Source organism: Pseudomonas sp. PDM02, assembly GCF_014852285.1.
Lineage (GTDB): Bacteria > Pseudomonadota > Gammaproteobacteria > Pseudomonadales > Pseudomonadaceae > Aquipseudomonas > Aquipseudomonas migulae.
Genome location: NZ_JACVBL010000006.1, coordinates 162,879 through 179,777 on the forward strand (window position 1 = coordinate 162,879; position 16,899 = coordinate 179,777).

Sequence of the window (16,899 nt, forward strand, 5' to 3'; positions counted from 1 at the left end):
ATGCAGGGGCCATACCCAATGCAAGATGTTGAATGGCCACAAGCCTTAAACAGTGGCACGAACGTACCTTAATGTCGCATATGTATAAATTGACGCGCATTTGACCGTTTGCGTGTATTTTTTTCGGTGCAAACCACGCACTGACGAAGGGCAACCGGGGCGCTGGGCGCACCCGGTTGGCGCGCGGTGTTACTTATTTATACCCACACCATAGAAGGGTGTGAGGCCGAACGGGCTGATCTTGAAGTCGGTGACTTCCTTGCGCAGCGGCTGGAACACCGTCGAGTTGGCGATCGGCGTGATAGGCACCTGTTGCTTAAGGATTTGTTGGGCCTGTTGATACAGTTTCACCCGCTGCTGTTTGTCCGTGGACACCTTGGCTTGCTGGACGAGTTTGTCGTAGGCCGGGTCGCACCACTTGGCGTAGTTGCTGCCCTTCACGGCCGCGCAGCTGTAGAGCACGCCGAGCCAGTTGTCGGGGTCGCCGTTGTCGCCGGTCCAGCCGTAGATCATCGCGTCGTGTTCGCCGTTCTTGGCGCGCTTGATGTACTCGCCCCATTCATAGCTGACGATGTTGGCCTTGATGCCGACCTTCTCCCAATCCTGCTGGATCATCTGCGCCGACATCCGCGCATTGGGGTTGGAGGCACGCTGCACGGTCATGGCCCACAAATTGATGGTGGTACCGGGTGCAACCCCTGCTTCTTTCAGTAGCGCCCGGGCTTTTGTCGGGTCGTAGGAAGCATCCTTGATGCTCGGGTCGTAAGACCATTGCGCCGGTGGCAAGGCGTTTTGCGCCAGTTGCCCGGCACTCTGGTAGACAGCCTTGATGATCGCCGGTTTGTCGATCGCCATGTCCAGGGCCTGACGCACCTTGAGCTGGTCCAGTGGCGGGTGTGTGACGTTGTAGGCCAGGAAGCCGAGGTTGAACCCGGCCTGCTTGAGCACGCGCAGGTTCGGGTCTTTCTCCATCACCTCGATGTCGGCCGGGCGTGGGTAACCGCTGACCTGGCACTCGCCGGTCTTGAGTTTCTGCAAGCGCACGGCGGCGTCCGGGGTGATCGAGAACACCAGGTTGTCGATTTTCACGTCCTCGGGTTTCCAGTACGCCTTGTTGGCGACGTAGCGGATCTGCGAGTCCTTTTGATAACGCTTGAACACGAACGGGCCGGTGCCGACGGGTTTCTGGTTGATGTCGGCCGCTTTGCCTTCCTTTAACAATTGCGCGCCGTACTCGGCGGATTGCACCGAAGCGAAACTCATCGCCAGGTTCTGGATGAAGGCGGCGTCGATGTTGTTCAGGCTGAAGCGCACGGTGTGTTCGTCGATTTTGTCGACGCTCTTGATCGTTTTGTTCAGGTCCATATCGGTGAAGTACGGGGACTCGGCGGGATAGGCCTTGCGGAACGCATTTTCCGGGTCGAGCAGGCGCTGGAAGGTGAACAGCACGTCGTCGGCGTTGAAGTCGCGGGTCGGGGTGAAATAGTCGGTGGTGTGGAATTTCACGCCGTTGCGCAGGTGGAAGGTGTAGGTGAGGCCGTCTTTTGACACGTCCCAGTTTGTCGCCAGCCCGGGTTCGACTTCGGTGCCGCCGCGTTTGAATTGGGTGAGGCGGTTGAAGACGGTTTCGGCCGAGGCGTCGAAGTCGGTGCCGCTGGTGTATTGGCTGGGGTCGAAGCCGGCGGGGCTGGCTTCGGAGCAGTAGACCAGGGTGGTGGCGGCTTGTGCGAATGGGGCGGTAGTTGCGAGGGCTAGGGCGAGCAGGAGTGGTTTGACGGTGGTTCTTTCCATGGAGTCCCCGGGGGTTTGGGTCGCTGTGTTTTCCTCAGGGTAGCGTCGTAGACGGGGTGGGCGGAAATATCCGTTTGTGAGGGGGACCCCTCTATCTCGGTATATTCAGGCTGGTTGCCTGTTGTGTGCACGTTCAAAATGTAGGAGCCGGCTTGCTGGCGATGGCGGCCTTATGGCCGACCAATTTCCTTTTGGGCGTACATATCCATTCCTGCGGTAACGGCCGCCTATGGTTTCGCCCTTACGGCGAGTCCCTTTTGGCAAACGCCCCAAAAGGAACCAAAAGGTCTCGCCCCGGCGTCCGGCCCCTCGCTAAAGCTCGGCGTTCCCTCGCTCCGGTCCTGCTCCGTGGGCCCGCCGCCATCGGCCATCCATGGCCGGGGGCGGCTAGCCCGGCATCCATGCCGGGCTGCCCACTGCGCAGAACCTCCACTCGGCCTCCCGAAGGGGCGGGCAGATCAAAATCAAAAGCTGCAGGCGAGCTAACGCTCGGCCTGATGAGTGGTGAGAAGCGGGTGTACGCCGGCCTGCTTTTGTAGGAGCCGGCTTGCCGGCGATGGCGGCCTGTCAGCCAACCTGATTTCGCGGATGTACCCGAACCTTTGTAGGAGCCGGCTTGCTGGCGATGGCGGCCTGTCAGCCGACCCGATTTCGCGGATGTACCCGAGCTTTTGTAGGAGCCGGCTTGCTGCGGGCGGCGTTCCGACGATGGCGTGCGTAGCAGCGCCGCAAAATCCGGAATTTTTCGCCAGCAAGCCGGCTCCTACAGGATCGGGTGGTGTCGATTTTCCGGGGCCATAAAAAACGGCGATCACTATGGTGATCGCCGTTTCTGTGTACGGGCTATCGAATCAAGGCATCAATACTTCAATCGACCCATCCGCCGTCATGCTGACCTGGCTGGTGCCGGCTTCAACTTCCGGCGTAACCGGTGCGGCATCCATGCTGGCCGCTTTCATCATCATCGGCCCACGCATGTACGGTTGTGGATAACCGTTGCTGTTCAGGTTCAGGTTGACGATTTTGTAACCCTTGCCGCCCAGCGCGTCGGTGGCCAGTTGTGCTCGGGCTTTGAAGGCGGTCACGGCGTCTTTGAGCAGGGCGTCTTCGCTGGCCTTGCGGGTTGGCGTGGCGATGGCGAAGTCCATGCCGCCCATTTTCAGGTCGGTGAGCAGTTCGCCGGTCAGTTTCGACAGGGCGGCGAAATCGGAGCTTTCCAGGCGCAGTTCGGCGCGCTCGCGCCAGCCAGTGATTTTCTGGCCCTTGGTGTCGTAGATCGGGTAGCTGTTGCGGCTGCCCTGGCGCAGGGTGATGTCTTTGACTTGCTTGGCCTGGGCCAGCGCCTTGTTCATGGTGGTGCTGACATCGGCCGCGAGTTTGGCCGGGTCGGTGTTTTGTTCTTCGGTGTAGAGGGTCACGATCATCAGGTCGCGGGCAACTTCCTGACTGACTTCGGCGCGCAGGGAAATCTGGTTGTAATGCAGCTCGTCGGCGGCCATGGCCGGGAGGCTGGCGACGGTGCCAACGCTGAGGGCGAGAAGGGCGGCGCTGCGGCGGAAAGTGTGCATGAAAACTCCTTGGACGGTGCGCAGGGGTTAGGTCCGAGCCTGCGTGAAACCATCAGACTCTAGCTTTAATGATCCGGTTCGCACAGTTACAACTTCTATACAGATGGTTGACCGCGTCGCGGCCTTCGCGGGCAAGCCTCGCTCCTACGCCAGAATGCATTTTCCTGTAGGAGCGAGCGGGCGGCGATCCGACTTGCCCGCGAAGGCGGCCTTATAGACGCAGCTGATATTCCTGCCATGTGGCCGTTTGCCGCACTTTTGCCTGTCAGCCCCCGTGCTTGGTTATACTCCGTGCGATCTGCCTGGAGCGCTCATCAGGAGAGCTCATGCTCGCCCCCGTTCAAATCACTTCCGCAACTCGTCAGAATCTCTGGCGGCTGACGTTCATCCGCACATTGGTGTTGGCCGCTCAGGCCGGTTCCGTGGGCCTGGCCTACTGGCTCGACTTGCTGCCGCTGCCTTGGTTCCAACTGGCCGCGACCCTCGGTTGCTCTATGTTGCTGTGCGCGTTCACGGCGATTCGGCTGCGTACCTCCTGGCCGGTTACCGAGCTCGAATACGCCGTGCAACTGGCCTGCGACCTGTTTATCCACAGCGCCTTGCTGTATTTCTCCGGCGGCTCGACCAACCCCTTCGTCTCTTATTACCTGGTGCCGCTGACCATCGCCGCCGTGACGTTGCCATGGCGTTATTCGGTGATTCTGTCGGGCATCGCCCTGGCGATGTACACCTTGTTGCTGGCGGGTTTCTATCCGCTGCAAACCTTCCCGATTGCCCGGGAAAACCTGCAGGTCTACGGGATGTGGCTGAGCTTCGCCCTCGCCGCGGCGGTCATCACCTTTTTCGCCGCGCGCATGGCCGAGGAGCTGCGCCGGCAGGAAGAGCTGCGCGCCATCCGTCGCGAAGAAGGCCTGCGTGATCAGCAATTGCTGGCCGTCGCGACCGAAGCCGCCGGTGCCGCCCATGAACTGGGCACGCCGCTGGCGACCATGAGCGTGCTGCTCAAGGAAATGCGCCGGGACCATCACGATCCGATGTTGCAGGACGACCTCAGCGTGCTGCAGGATCAGGTCAAACTCTGCAAAGAAACCTTGCAGCAACTGGTGCGCGCCGCCGAGGCCAATCGCCGCTTGGCGGTGGAGATGCAGGACGTCACTGATTGGCTCGACGAAGCGCTGAACCGCTGGCACTTGATGCGCCCGGAAGCCAGTTACCGCTTCCAGCGCCTGGGCCAAGGCACCGTGCCACGCATGGCGCCGCCGCCGGACCTGACCCAGGCGCTGCTGAATTTGTTGAACAACGCCGCTGACGCATGCCCCGAAGGGCTGCAAGTGACGCTGGACTGGAATGCCGAGGACTTGACCATCAGCATTCGCGACCACGGCGCCGGTGTGCCGCTGGCCATTGCCGAACAGATCGGCAAACCGTTTTTTACCACCAAGGGCAAAGGTTTCGGCCTGGGCCTGTTTTTGAGCAAGGCCAGCGTGACACGCGCCGGCGGCTCAGTGAAACTCTACAGTCATGAGGAAGGCGGTACGCTCACCGAGCTGCGCCTGCCCCGTGTCGCCCGAGGAGACGAACATGAGTGAAGAGATCCAAGTCGAAGGCGAAGAACTGCCGCATTTGCTGCTGGTAGATGACGACGCCACGTTCACCCGCGTGATGGCGCGCGCCATGGCTCGCCGTGGTTTTCGCGTCAGCACCGCCGGCTCCGCCGAAGAAGGCCTGACCATCGCCCAGGCCGATATCCCGGATTACGCCGCGCTGGACCTGAAAATGGACGGCGATTCCGGCCTGGTGTTGCTGCCAAAACTGCTCGAACTCGACCCGGAGATGCGCGTGGTGATCCTCACCGGTTACTCGAGCATTGCCACCGCTGTCGAAGCGATCAAGCGCGGTGCCTGCAACTACCTGTGCAAACCGGCGGATGCCGATGATGTCCTTGCTGCGCTGCTCTCCGAGCACGCCGACCTCGACTCCCTGGTGCCGGAAAACCCGATGTCGGTGGACCGCTTGCAGTGGGAACACATCCAGCGCGTGTTGACCGAACACGAAGGCAACATCTCCGCCACTGCCCGCGCCTTGGGCATGCACCGCCGTACGCTGCAGCGCAAACTGCAAAAGCGTCCCGTTCGTCGCTGAACCTGCGCTGAACAAATGCCGGCCGCGCCTCGCGACAAACCGAGCCGATCATCTATGATCGGTTCGTGCGTGTTCTTTTCTTTATCGAGCCTTTTCCATGAATCAGAACGCTGAATATTCCGCGGTCAACGATGCCGTGCGCGGGCAGTTTTTTCGCAAAGTCTGGGCGATGATCACGCCTTATTGGCAAAGCGAAGAGAAGGTCAAGGCCTGGACACTACTGATCGCGGTGATCGCGTTGTCGTTGATCAGCGTGGGGCTCTCGGTGTGGTTCAACACCTGGTACAAGGACTTCTACAACGCTCTGCAGAAGAAGGACGAAGCCGCGTTCTGGCAGCTGATTCTGTATTTCTGCGGGATTGCGGCGGTGGCGATCATCGGTGCCGTTTACCGGCTCTATCTGACGCAGATGCTGACCATCCGCTGGCGTGCCTGGCTCACGGAAAAGCATTTCGCCCGCTGGCTCGGCAACAAGAATTACTACCAGCTGGAGCAGGGCGGTTACACCGATAACCCGGACCAGCGGATTTCCGAAGACCTCAACAACTTCACCTCCAATACCCTGGAACTGGGCATCGGTTTGCTGCGCAACATTGTCAGCCTGGTGTCGTTCTCGATCATTCTGTGGGGCGTGTCGGGCAGTATCGAAGTGTTCGGTTTCACCATCCCCGGCTACATGTTCTGGTGTGTGCTGGTGTATGCCGTGATCGGTAGCTGGCTGACGCATCTGATCGGTCGTCGCCTGATCGGCCTGAACAACCAACAACAACGCTTTGAAGCCGACCTGCGTTTCTCCATGGTACGGGTTCGCGAAAATGCCGAGACCATTGCGCTGTACAACGGCGAACCCAATGAGAATCGTCGCTTGAGCCACCGCTTCGGGCTGGTCTGGCACAACTTCTGGGACATCATGAAGGTGTCCAAGCGTCTGACGTTCTTTACCGCAGGTTACCAACAGGCCGCCATCATCTTTCCGTTCATGGTCGCTGCCCCACGTTATTTCGCTGGCAAGATCGAACTCGGTGATCTGATGCAAATCAGTTCGGCGTTCGGCAATGTGCAGGAGAGTTTCAGCTGGTTTATCAGTGCGTACCAGAACCTCGCCTCATGGCGTGCCACTTGTGATCGTCTGCTGAGTTTCCGTCAGGCCATGACCGACAACGAAGAGCGCGCGCCAGCCATCGACGTACAGAATCAGGGTAATGGGTTGAAGATTCACAACCTGGGCCTCGATCTGGCGGACGGTCGGCATCTGCTGACCAATGCCGACATGACCGTGGAGGAGGGCGAGCGCGTGATGCTCAGCGGCCGTTCCGGCAGTGGCAAGTCCACGTTGCTGCGAGCGATGGGGCATTTGTGGCCAACAGGCCATGGCAGCATTCGTCTGCCGGCGGCGCGCTATTTGTTCCTGCCGCAAAAGCCTTATCTGCCGATTGGCACGCTGCGCGAGGTGTTGAGTTATCCACAGCCTGGCGAGACCTATCCGCAGGAACGCTACGTTCACGTGCTGGAAACCTGTCGTTTGCCACACCTGGTTTCGCGCCTGGATGAAGCGAATCACTGGCAACGCATGCTTTCGCCGGGCGAACAGCAACGTCTGGCCTTTGCCCGTGCGCTGCTTTATGCGCCGCAATGGCTGTACATGGACGAAGCGACTTCGGCGATGGATGAAGAGGATGAAGCTTCGCTGTATCAGGCGTTGATCGATGAGATTCCGGGGCTCAGCATTGTCAGCGTCGGGCACCGCAGCAGCCTGAAACGCTTCCATCCACGGCATGTGCGCATCGACAACGGCCATCTGGTGGACCAGGCCGTAACCGCATAACCACCACAATCCCTGTAGGAACGAGCGGTGCGGCGATCCGACTTGCCCGCGAAGAACGATGACGCGGTCTTAATTACAATCCGCGTAACGGCCTTCGCGGGCAAGTCGGATCGCCGCACCGCTCGCTCCTACAAAGGGGTGATGGTGATCGTACAACCGCGTTGAGCTATGATGCGGTTTCAGCCGAATTTTTCGAGACAGACGTTCACCATGGAAAACCCGATCGACGCACCACGCCTCCCTCGCAAGCGCCGCAGCCTCGCACAGGAATTGGTGACGGTGCTGTCCGAGCAGATCCGCGATGGTCACCTCAAGCGCGGCGACAAATTGCCCACCGAGTCGGCGATCATGGATGCCCATGGCGTCAGCCGCACCGTGGTGCGCGAGGCGATTTCCCGTTTGCAGGCGGCCGGGCAGGTGGAAACCCGCCACGGCATCGGCACCTTCGTGCTCGATACACCGAGCCCGAGCGGTTTCCGTATCGACCCGGCGACGGTGGTGACGCTGCGTGATGTGCTGGCGATTCTGGAGCTGCGTATCAGCCTCGAAGTGGAATCCGCGGGGCTTGCTGCGCAACGTCGCAGCCCTGAGCAGTTGGCGTTGATGCGCGCCGCTCTGGACGCCTTGAACGAAAGCGCGGCCCACGCCAGCGATGCGGTGGCCTCGGACTTCCAGTTCCACCTGCAAATCGCGCTGTCGACCGGCAACCGCTACTTCACCGACATCATGACCCACCTGGGCACCAGCATCATTCCGCGTACGCGCCTGAACTCGGCACGCCTGGCCCATGACGACCAACAGCACTACATGAGTCGCCTGAGCCGTGAGCACGAAGAGATTTACGATGCGATTGCACGTCAGGATTCCGATGCGGCGCGGGCGGCGATGCGCTTGCATCTGACGAACAGCCGCGAGCGGTTGCGTCATGCGCATGAAGAGGCTGAGGCGCAGCGGGGGTAGGTTTCCAATTGGGTTGATCTGTCGCCTGACAGACCGCTATCGCCGGCAAGCCGGCTCCTACAGGAACTGTGTCATACGCAAATTTTGTGTACGACGACAATCCTGTAGGAGCCGGCTTGCTGGCGATGAGTCCTGCGGCCGTTACACCACAGCGTCAGCCAGCACGAAGAATCGAACGATCCACCCTCACCGCCAACCGACCTGCACCGGGCTTGGCATCGAACACCACATCCCCATGCTTGCCCACCACCGCCTTGGCAATGGCTTTGCCATCAGCCAGCAATTCCAGCGGCGCACCCTTCAGCGAATCGCCCGAAGCCAATTCCAGTTTCAGTTTGATAGTCATCATCGATCTCCTTATCAGGCCACGTTGCCAGTCGGGTTGTAATCCTTGAGCAGCAGGTAAGTGCTCCAGCCCCACCAGTCATCGACGGTGGCGGTGTCATTCAGGTTATTGACGTCCTTGCGCCGCAACACCTTGTTGCCCTCGACCTTGAACAGCGGCGAGAAATTGCCTGTCGGGTTCAGTACCGCTTGCAGGTCAGGCAGTTTTTTCAACGCTGCGAAACTGCCGGGCGACGGGGCGATGCCGCTGAGGTACGTCGCGAAAATTTCATCCGCCGACACCTGGACCGCTAGATTGACCTGGGCGCGATTGGCGCTGTCGATTGCATCGAAGTAGCGCTTGTCGCCATAAGCGTGCCATTGAACGCCGTCACCGTTGCGCACATTGAGGCCGAACTTGCTGTCTTCGTCGTGCATGAAGCGGGTAATCAACGAGCCCAGGTCACTCGGCGTGACCACCGCTGCCAACTGTTTGCGCGGCACCCGCAGGTGGCCGGCGGAAAACAGGTCGGTCAGGTAGTGATCGGCGAAAGCGTTCATCGCGTAAGCCAGTTCCAGCGACGCGTCATCGCCACTGTTGTGGGCGACCACCGCTTGTTGCAATGCCGCCGTATGCCCGGCGATGTAGGCCAGCAGTGCCCACTCGGCGAAGTGGTCAGCATTGTTGGCGGCCAGTTTCAGGTAGCGGCCCAATGGATACAGGGCCGAGACGAAACTGCCGCCGCCGGTGATCTTGTTCCACTCTTCCGACAACGTATCACCCAATGCGTCATACGCCTCGTGGGGCTGTTTGCCGTCCTTTATCGCCTGTTTAACCGCGGCGATTTCCTTCTGCATGACGCCGAGGATCAGCTTCGCTTCGGCATTTGACGCCGGCAGCACCGCCAGGGAATTGAAGGTCTCGGTAAAGCGCTGGATCCGGTCGGCAGCGGTTGCGCCTTCGCTGACCGGTTTGTCCGGGATTCCATAGAAATCACCGCCCAGTGCAACAACCTGCCCATACGTCAGGGCCAGGCCGTTAGGCAAATGCAACTCGACCTGCGAGGCTGTTATCGCCGGTGCATCCTTGACGAAACGCAGCAGCGTGTTATCGCCGATGGCGGTGTGTTCACCACCTTCGAACCTCAGCTGTGGCTTGCCTTTCAAGGCGTTGCCGGATGCAGGGGCGGATGGCTGGTGGGTGTCGGTCCGGTGCTCGTCGAGGCGCAGGACCAGATGGTCATTGCCCTTGATGGCGATGCCGTTTTCGGTGAACAGATCATCCAGGCCAGCAATGACCTGTTTTGGTTTTTCCTGAGTTTTTGTGTGTAGACCTGACATTTCTATCTCCTTGATATGTCGTCGGTATGTTTCAAGATAACTGTATGTATATACAGTTGTTCAGAGCATAGAGGAGATCTTTCCTACGTCAAGAAAATACTTTTCCGACGCATAAATTTTGGGTGCGGCGATGAAATGCAGTTGACGGTTGTTTTTTAAGTTGTACGATGACCTACAACTTCGGCGCAGGCTGAACGGTTTTCTCACACACACACATAAACAAACGTTGCTACCCAGGGTGTTCGAATAATGAATCCACAAGAACTGAAGTCCATCCTCTCTTCCGGTCTGTTGTCTTTCCCGGTTACCGATTTCAATGCTCAGGGCGACTTCAATCGCGCGGGCTACATCAAGCGTCTCGAATGGCTGGCCCCATACGGCGCCTCGGCTCTGTTCGCCGCAGGCGGCACCGGTGAGTTCTTCTCCCTGGCGGCCAGCGAATATTCGGAAATCATCAAGACTGCCGTCGACACCTGCGAAACCAGCGTGCCGATTCTGGCCGGCGTTGGCGGTTCGACCCGTCAAGCCATCGAATACGCACAGGAAGCCGAGCGTCTGGGCGCCAAAGGCCTGTTGCTGCTGCCGCACTACCTGACCGAAGCCAGCCAGGACGGCGTTGCCGCCCACGTTGAAGCCGTGTGCAAATCGGTGAAGATCGGCGTGGTGGTTTACAACCGCAACGTCTGCCGCCTGACCGCGCCGCTGCTGGAACGCCTGGCCGAGCGCTGCCCGAACCTGATCGGCTACAAGGATGGCCTGGGCGATATCGAGCTGATGGTGTCGATCCGTCGTCGCCTCGGCGATCGCTTCAGCTACCTGGGTGGTTTGCCGACCGCCGAAGTCTACGCCGCTGCCTACAAGGCCTTGGGCGTACCGGTTTACTCCTCGGCGGTGTTCAACTTCATCCCGAAAACCGCGATGGATTTCTACCACGCCATCGCTCGCGAAGATCACGCCGCCGTCGGCAAGATCATCGACGACTTCTTCCTGCCGTACCTGGACATCCGTAACCGCAAATCCGGTTACGCAGTGAGCATCGTCAAGGCGGGTGCGAAAATTGCCGGCTATGACGCAGGTCCTGTGCGTGCGCCGCTGACCGATCTGACCGGCGAAGAGTACGAAATGCTCGCCGCGCTGATCGACAAGCAAGGTGCGCAGTAACACACCCGATTAAACAAGGCCGCTGAGCAATCAGCGGCCTTTTGCGTGAGGAGATTGTTGTGGCTGATACAAAGCGTTTCGATAACTACATCAACGGTGAATGGGTTGCCGGCAGTGAATACTGCGCCAACATCAACCCGTCCGAACTGACCGACACCATCGGTGAATACGCCAAGGCTGATCTGGCCCAGGTCCACGCCGCCATCGACGCCGCTCGCGCTGCGTTCCCGGCCTGGTCGACCTCGGGCATTCAAGCCCGCCACGACTCGCTGGATAAAGTCGGTACTGAAATCCTCGCTCGCCGCGAAGAACTCGGCACCTTGCTGGCTCGGGAAGAGGGCAAGACCCTGCCTGAAGCCATCGGCGAAGTGACCCGTGCCGGTAACATCTTCAAGTTCTTCGCCGGTGAAACCCTGCGTCTGTCCGGCGACTACTTGCCGTCGGTACGTCCGGGCGTCAACGTCGAAGTCACTCGCGAAGCCTTGGGCGTGGTTGGCCTGATCACCCCGTGGAACTTCCCGATCGCCATCCCGGCGTGGAAAATCGCCCCGGCCCTGGCCTACGGCAACTGCGTCGTGCTGAAGCCGGCGGATCTGGTGCCGGGTTGTGCCTGGGCGCTGGCTGAAATCATCTCCCGCGCAGGCTTCCCGGCCGGCGTGTTCAACCTGGTGATGGGCAGCGGTCGCGTGGTTGGCGATGCAATGGTTCAGAGCCCGAAAGTCGATGGCATCAGCTTCACCGGTTCCGTCGGTGTCGGTCGTCAGATCGCCGTCAGCTGCGTGTCGCGCCAGGCCAAGGTTCAGCTGGAAATGGGTGGCAAGAACCCGCAGATCATCCTCGACGACGCCGACCTCAAGCAAGCGGTCGAACTGTCGGTACAGAGCGCGTTCTACTCCACCGGCCAGCGTTGCACCGCTTCCAGCCGCTTCATCGTCACTGCCGGCATCCACGACAAGTTCGTCGAAGCGATGGCCGAACGCATGAAGTCGATCAAGGTTGGCCACGCGCTGAAAACCGGCACCGACATCGGTCCGGTGGTCTCGCAAGCTCAGCTTGAACAGGACATGAAGTACATCGACATCGGCCAGTCCGAAGGTGCACGTCTGGTCAGCGGCGGCGGTCTGGTGACCTGCGACACCGAAGGTTACTACCTCGCGCCTACGCTGTTTGCCGACAGCGAAGCGGCGATGCGCATCAGCCGCGAAGAGATCTTCGGCCCGGTGGCCAACATCGTTCGCGTGGCGGATTACGACGCTGCACTGGCCATGGCCAACGACACCGAATTCGGTCTGTCGGCGGGCATCGCCACCACGTCGCTGAAGTACGCCAACCACTTCAAACGCCACTCCCAGGCCGGGATGGTGATGGTCAACCTGCCGACGGCGGGCGTGGATTACCACGTTCCATTCGGTGGGCGTAAAGGTTCATCCTATGGTTCCCGCGAGCAAGGTCGCTACGCGCAAGAGTTCTACACGGTCGTAAAAACCTCCTACATCGGTTCCTGATTTACGCAATACCTGTGGGAGCTGGCCTGCCAGCGATGGCATCACCGCGGTGTGACTGACATACCGAAGTGTCCGCATCGCTGGCAGGCCAGCTCCCACAAAAAACAAAACCGTTATTACCCGCATAAAAATAATCAGTGGGAGTACATCTACATGCAAGCGACCAAGCCGACCCACGTCCGCTATTTGATTTTGCTCATGCTTTTTCTGGTGACCACGATCAACTACGCCGACCGGGCAACCATCGCAATCGCCGGCTCCAGCCTGCAAAAAGACCTCGGCATCGACGCGGTCACCCTCGGTTACATCTTCTCCGCATTCGGTTGGGCCTACGTGGCCGGGCAAATTCCCGGTGGATGGCTGCTGGACCGTTTCGGCTCGAAAAAAATCTATGCGCTGAGCATTTTCACCTGGTCATTGTTCACCGTGCTGCAGGGCTATGTCGGCGAGTTCGGCATGTCCACGGCAGTGGTTGCGCTGTTCATGCTGCGCTTCCTGGTGGGCCTGGCCGAAGCGCCGTCCTTCCCCGGTAACGCACGCATCGTGGCCGCCTGGTTCCCGACCGCTGAACGCGGCACCGCCTCGGCGATCTTCAACTCGGCGCAGTACTTTGCCACCGTGTTGTTCGCGCCGCTGATGGGCTGGATCGTCTACAGCTTCGGCTGGCAGCACGTGTTCATCGTGATGGGCGTGATCGGCATCATCTTCTCGGGCATCTGGCTGAAGGTGATCTACAGCCCGCGCCAGCACCCGATGATCAACGACGCCGAGTTCAAACACATCGCCGACAACGGCGGCATGGTCGATATGGACCAGGACAAAGGCAAAGGCAAAAAAAGCGACGGTCCGAAGTGGGATTACATCCGCCAGTTGCTGACCAACCGCATGATGCTCGGCGTGTACCTGGGCCAATACTGCATCAACGGCATCACCTACTTCTTCCTGACCTGGTTCCCGGTATACCTGGTGCAAGAACGCGGCATGACCATCCTCAAGGCTGGTTTCATCGCCTCGTTGCCGGCGATCTGCGGCTTCATCGGTGGTGTGCTCGGTGGGGTGATTTCCGACTACCTGCTGCGCAAGGGCCATTCACTGACCTTCGCTCGCAAGGCGCCGATCATCGCGGGCCTGCTGGTCTCCAGCAGCATCGTGGCTTGCAACTATGTCGATGTTGAATGGATGGTCGTGGGCTTCATGGCCTTGGCATTCTTCGGCAAAGGCGTGGGTGCACTGGGTTGGGCCGTGGTGTCCGACACCTCGCCAAAACAGATCGCCGGTCTCAGCGGTGGCCTGTTCAACACCTTCGGCAACATCGCGTCGATTACCACGCCGATCGTCATCGGCTACATCATCAGCTCCACCGGTTCGTTCAAATGGGCGCTGGTGTTTGTCGGTTGCAACGCACTGGTTGCAGTGTTCAGCTACCTGGTGATCGTTGGCCCGATCAAACGTGTGGTGCTCAAAGAGCCACCGGTCAGCGGCCCTGAAACAAACAACAAATTGTCACAAGCGCATTCCTGAGGAGCGGCGTCATGCAGTTGATTGAACATTCCGACTCGCCGCGCTACATCCGCCTGCACGAGCGAGACAACGTCGTGATCGTGGTCAACGATCAGGGCGTGCCGGCGGGCACCGAGTTTCCCGATGGCCTGGTCACCGTGGACTTCGTGCCGCAGAGCCACAAGGTCACCCTCGAGGACATTCCCGAGGGCGGCCAGGTGATTCGTTACGGCCAGACCATTGGCTACGCGTTGCAGCCGATTCCGCGCGGCAGTTGGGTCAAGGAAGATCAACTGCGCATGCCCACCGCGCCACCGCTGGACAGCTTGCCGCTGTCCACCGAGGTGCCGGCGGCGCAGGCACCGCTGGAAGGCTTTACGTTCGAGGGTTATCGCAACGCCGACGGCACCGTCGGCACGCGTAACATTCTCGGGATTACCACCACGGTGCAGTGCGTCACCGGCGTTCTGGATCATGCGGTCAAGCGCATCAAGGACGAGTTGCTGCCCAAGTACCCGAACGTCGATGACGTGGTCGCGTTGACTCACAGCTACGGCTGCGGCGTGGCAATTACCGCCACCGACGCGTACATCCCGATCCGCACCGTGCGCAACCTGGCGCGCAATCCGAACCTGGGCGGCGAAGCGCTGGTGATCAGTCTGGGCTGCGAGAAATTGCAGGCCGGGCAGGTGATGCACGAGAACGACAGCTCGGTGGATTTGAGCGATCCGTGGTTGTATCGCTTGCAGGATTCGAGTCACGGTTTCACCGAAATGATCGAGCAGATCATGGCCCTGGCCGAGACCCGTTTGAAGAAGCTCGATCAACGTCGCCGGGAAACCGTGCCGGCGTCCGAGCTGATTCTCGGCATGCAGTGTGGTGGCAGCGATGCGTTCTCCGGCATCACCGCCAACCCGGCGCTGGGTTACGCCTCTGACCTGTTGCTGCGTGCCGGTGCGACGGTGATGTTTTCCGAAGTCACCGAAGTGCGCGACGCGATTTACCTGCTGACGTCCCGCGCCGAAACCGAGGAAGTCGCTCAGGAACTGGTGCGGGAAATGGACTGGTACGACCGTTACCTGGCCAAGGGCGAAGCGGATCGCAGCGCCAACACCACGCCGGGCAACAAGAAGGGCGGGTTGTCGAACATTGTCGAGAAATCCCTTGGGTCGATCGTCAAATCCGGCAGCAGCGCGATCAACGGCGTGCTGGGCCCTGGCGAGCGCTTCAAGCGCAAAGGCCTGATTTTCTGCGCGACCCCGGCCAGCGATTTTGTCTGCGGGACGTTGCAACTGGCGGCCGGGATGAACCTGCACGTGTTCACCACCGGGCGTGGCACGCCGTATGGCCTGGCGATGGCGCCAGTGGTGAAGGTGTCGACCCGGACCGAACTGGCGCAGCGCTGGCCGGACCTGATCGACATCGATGCCGGACGGATTGCGACCGGACGAGCGTCGATCGAGGATCTCGGCTGGGAGTTGTTTCACTACTACCTGGACGTGGCCAGCGGGAAGAAGCAGACGTGGTCGGAGCGGCACAAGCTGCATAACGACATTACCCTGTTCAACCCGGCGCCGATCACGTAAGACCGCGTCATCGTTCTTCGCGGGCAAGCCTCGCTCCTACAGAAGATCACCGAACCTGTAGGAGCGAGGCTTGCCCGCGAAGGCTTTCTACCAGACGCCAACGCCCTGGGTGGCTTATCATTAGCCCCCTAACGACGCCCACCCAAGGTGACCCCCGGCATGCTGGCTATCTTCCTCGAAACCCTGAACATCACCGCGCCGGTGTTTGCCATGCTGTTTCTGGGCGTGCTGCTAAAGCGTATCAACTGGATCAACGACAATTTCATCCACACAGCGTCGGCTCTGGTGTTCAACGTCACCATGCCGGCGTTGCTGTTTCTGGGCATCCTGCATGCCGACTTGCACGCCGCGCTGCAACCGTCGCTGCTGATCTATTTTTCGATTGCCACGCTGGTCAGCTTCGCCATCGCCTGGGGCTGGGCGATCTGGAAGTGCCCGCGTGAAGACCGCGGGATTTACACCCAGGGTGCGTTTCGCGGCAACAACGGCGTTATCGGCCTCGCGCTGGCAGCGAGCATGTACGGCGATTACGGAATTTCCCTCGGCGCGATTCTCGCGGCACTGGTGATCCTGTTTTACAACACGCTGTCGACCATTGTGCTGGCGGTGTACAGCCCGGTGATCAAGTCCGACCCGTGGAGTATCTGCAAAAGCGTGATGAACAACCCGCTGATCATCAGCGTGTTTGCGGCGGCGCCGTTTGCGTATTTCAATATTGCCTTGCCGGGCTGGCTGGAGAAGTCCGGGCAGTACCTGGCGCAAACCACGTTGCCCTTGGCGTTGATCTGCATCGGCGGCACGCTGTCGCTGGCGGCGATGCGCAAAAGCGGCCACATGGCGCTCAGCTCCAGCCTGGTGAAGATGATCGGCCTGCCGGTGCTGGCGACGCTGGGCGCATGGCTCTGGGGTTTTCGCGGGGCGGAGTTGGGGATTCTGTTCCTGTACTTCGGCAGCCCGACCGCGGCGGCCAGTTTTGTCATGGCGCGTCAGGCCGATGGCAATCATGAACTGGCGGCGGCGATCATTGTGATCACCACGCTGATGGCGGCGGTGACCACCAATATCGGGATCTTTTTGTTGCAGTGGGGTGGGTGGATCTAGCTTCAGATTCTCTGTGCGCTTTAGATCCATTCGCGGGCGAGCCTCGCTCCTACAGAAGGTCATCGAACGTGTAGGAGCGAGGCTTGCCCGCGAAA

At 60.1% G+C, this 16,899-nt stretch carries 13 protein-coding genes; 9 read left to right on the top strand and 4 right to left on the bottom strand.

Annotated elements, in window-relative coordinates; translation table 11 throughout:
• Positions 1-189: 189 nt before the first annotated feature.
• Together IB245_RS12460 and IB245_RS12465 are read right to left on the bottom strand one after the other, a co-directional pair.
• Positions 190-1,791, bottom strand: a complete 1,602-nt coding sequence (locus IB245_RS12460) for an ABC transporter substrate-binding protein (protein WP_192227720.1) — start codon at positions 1,789-1,791, stop codon at positions 190-192.
• A gap of 851 nt (positions 1,792-2,642) precedes the next feature.
• Positions 2,643-3,359: an SIMPL domain-containing protein gene (locus tag IB245_RS12465; protein ID WP_008037440.1), complete on the bottom strand. Its 717-nt coding sequence runs from the start codon at positions 3,357-3,359 to the stop codon at positions 2,643-2,645.
• A gap of 326 nt (positions 3,360-3,685) precedes the next feature.
• On the opposite strand from IB245_RS12465, the gene IB245_RS12470 reads away from it, so the two are divergent.
• The 4 genes from IB245_RS12470 (at position 3,686) to IB245_RS12485 (ending at position 8,286) form a co-directional block, all read left to right on the top strand.
• A complete protein-coding gene (locus IB245_RS12470; RefSeq protein WP_008037438.1) occupies positions 3,686-4,948 on the top strand; it encodes an ATP-binding protein in 1,263 nt (420 codons plus the stop codon).
• A complete protein-coding gene (locus IB245_RS12475) occupies positions 4,941-5,501 on the top strand; it encodes a response regulator transcription factor (RefSeq protein WP_008026845.1) in 561 nt (186 codons plus the stop codon). The genes IB245_RS12470 and IB245_RS12475 overlap by 8 nt, the downstream gene beginning before the upstream one ends.
• Before the next feature lie 97 nt (positions 5,502-5,598).
• Positions 5,599-7,326 (top strand): ABC transporter ATP-binding protein/permease, encoded by a 1,728-nt coding sequence (locus IB245_RS12480; RefSeq protein ID WP_192227721.1) that lies wholly within the window; start codon positions 5,599-5,601, stop codon positions 7,324-7,326.
• Positions 7,327-7,536: 210 nt separating this feature from the next.
• Entirely contained in the window at positions 7,537-8,286 is a 750-nt protein-coding gene (locus IB245_RS12485; protein ID WP_031318393.1) for a FadR/GntR family transcriptional regulator, read from the top strand.
• 154 nt (positions 8,287-8,440) lie between these two features.
• Here IB245_RS12485 and IB245_RS12490 read toward each other — a convergent pair whose 3' ends face one another.
• Both IB245_RS12490 and IB245_RS12495 read right to left on the bottom strand, forming a co-directional pair.
• On the bottom strand, positions 8,441-8,632 hold the full coding sequence (locus IB245_RS12490) for a hypothetical protein (protein WP_192227722.1): 192 nt from the start codon (positions 8,630-8,632) through the stop codon (positions 8,441-8,443).
• A 14-nt stretch (positions 8,633-8,646) separates the two neighbouring features.
• Positions 8,647-9,951, bottom strand: coding sequence for a phospholipase (locus IB245_RS12495; RefSeq protein ID WP_192227723.1), 1,305 nt, complete (start codon positions 9,949-9,951; stop codon positions 8,647-8,649).
• 249 nt (positions 9,952-10,200) lie between these two features.
• Here IB245_RS12495 and kdgD point away from each other — a divergent pair, with 249 nt between their 5' ends.
• The 5 genes from kdgD (at position 10,201) to IB245_RS12520 (ending at position 16,804) form a co-directional block, all read left to right on the top strand.
• Positions 10,201-11,112: a 5-dehydro-4-deoxyglucarate dehydratase gene (gene kdgD, locus IB245_RS12500; RefSeq protein ID WP_192227724.1), complete on the top strand. Its 912-nt coding sequence runs from the start codon at positions 10,201-10,203 to the stop codon at positions 11,110-11,112.
• 59 nt (positions 11,113-11,171) lie between these two features.
• Positions 11,172-12,617 carry an aldehyde dehydrogenase family protein gene (locus IB245_RS12505; RefSeq protein ID WP_008026857.1) on the top strand — a complete coding sequence of 482 codons (1,446 nt, stop codon included), beginning with the start codon at positions 11,172-11,174 and terminating at the stop codon, positions 12,615-12,617.
• Positions 12,618-12,677: 60 nt separating this feature from the next.
• On the top strand, positions 12,678-14,138 hold the full coding sequence (locus IB245_RS12510; RefSeq protein WP_192227815.1) for an MFS transporter: 1,461 nt from the start codon (positions 12,678-12,680) through the stop codon (positions 14,136-14,138).
• A gap of 11 nt (positions 14,139-14,149) precedes the next feature.
• Entirely contained in the window at positions 14,150-15,703 is a 1,554-nt protein-coding gene (gene garD, locus IB245_RS12515; RefSeq protein WP_008037432.1) for a galactarate dehydratase, read from the top strand.
• 159 nt (positions 15,704-15,862) lie between these two features.
• On the top strand, positions 15,863-16,804 hold the full coding sequence (locus tag IB245_RS12520) for an AEC family transporter (RefSeq protein WP_192227725.1): 942 nt from the start codon (positions 15,863-15,865) through the stop codon (positions 16,802-16,804).
• The last annotated feature ends 95 nt before the right edge of the window (positions 16,805-16,899 follow it).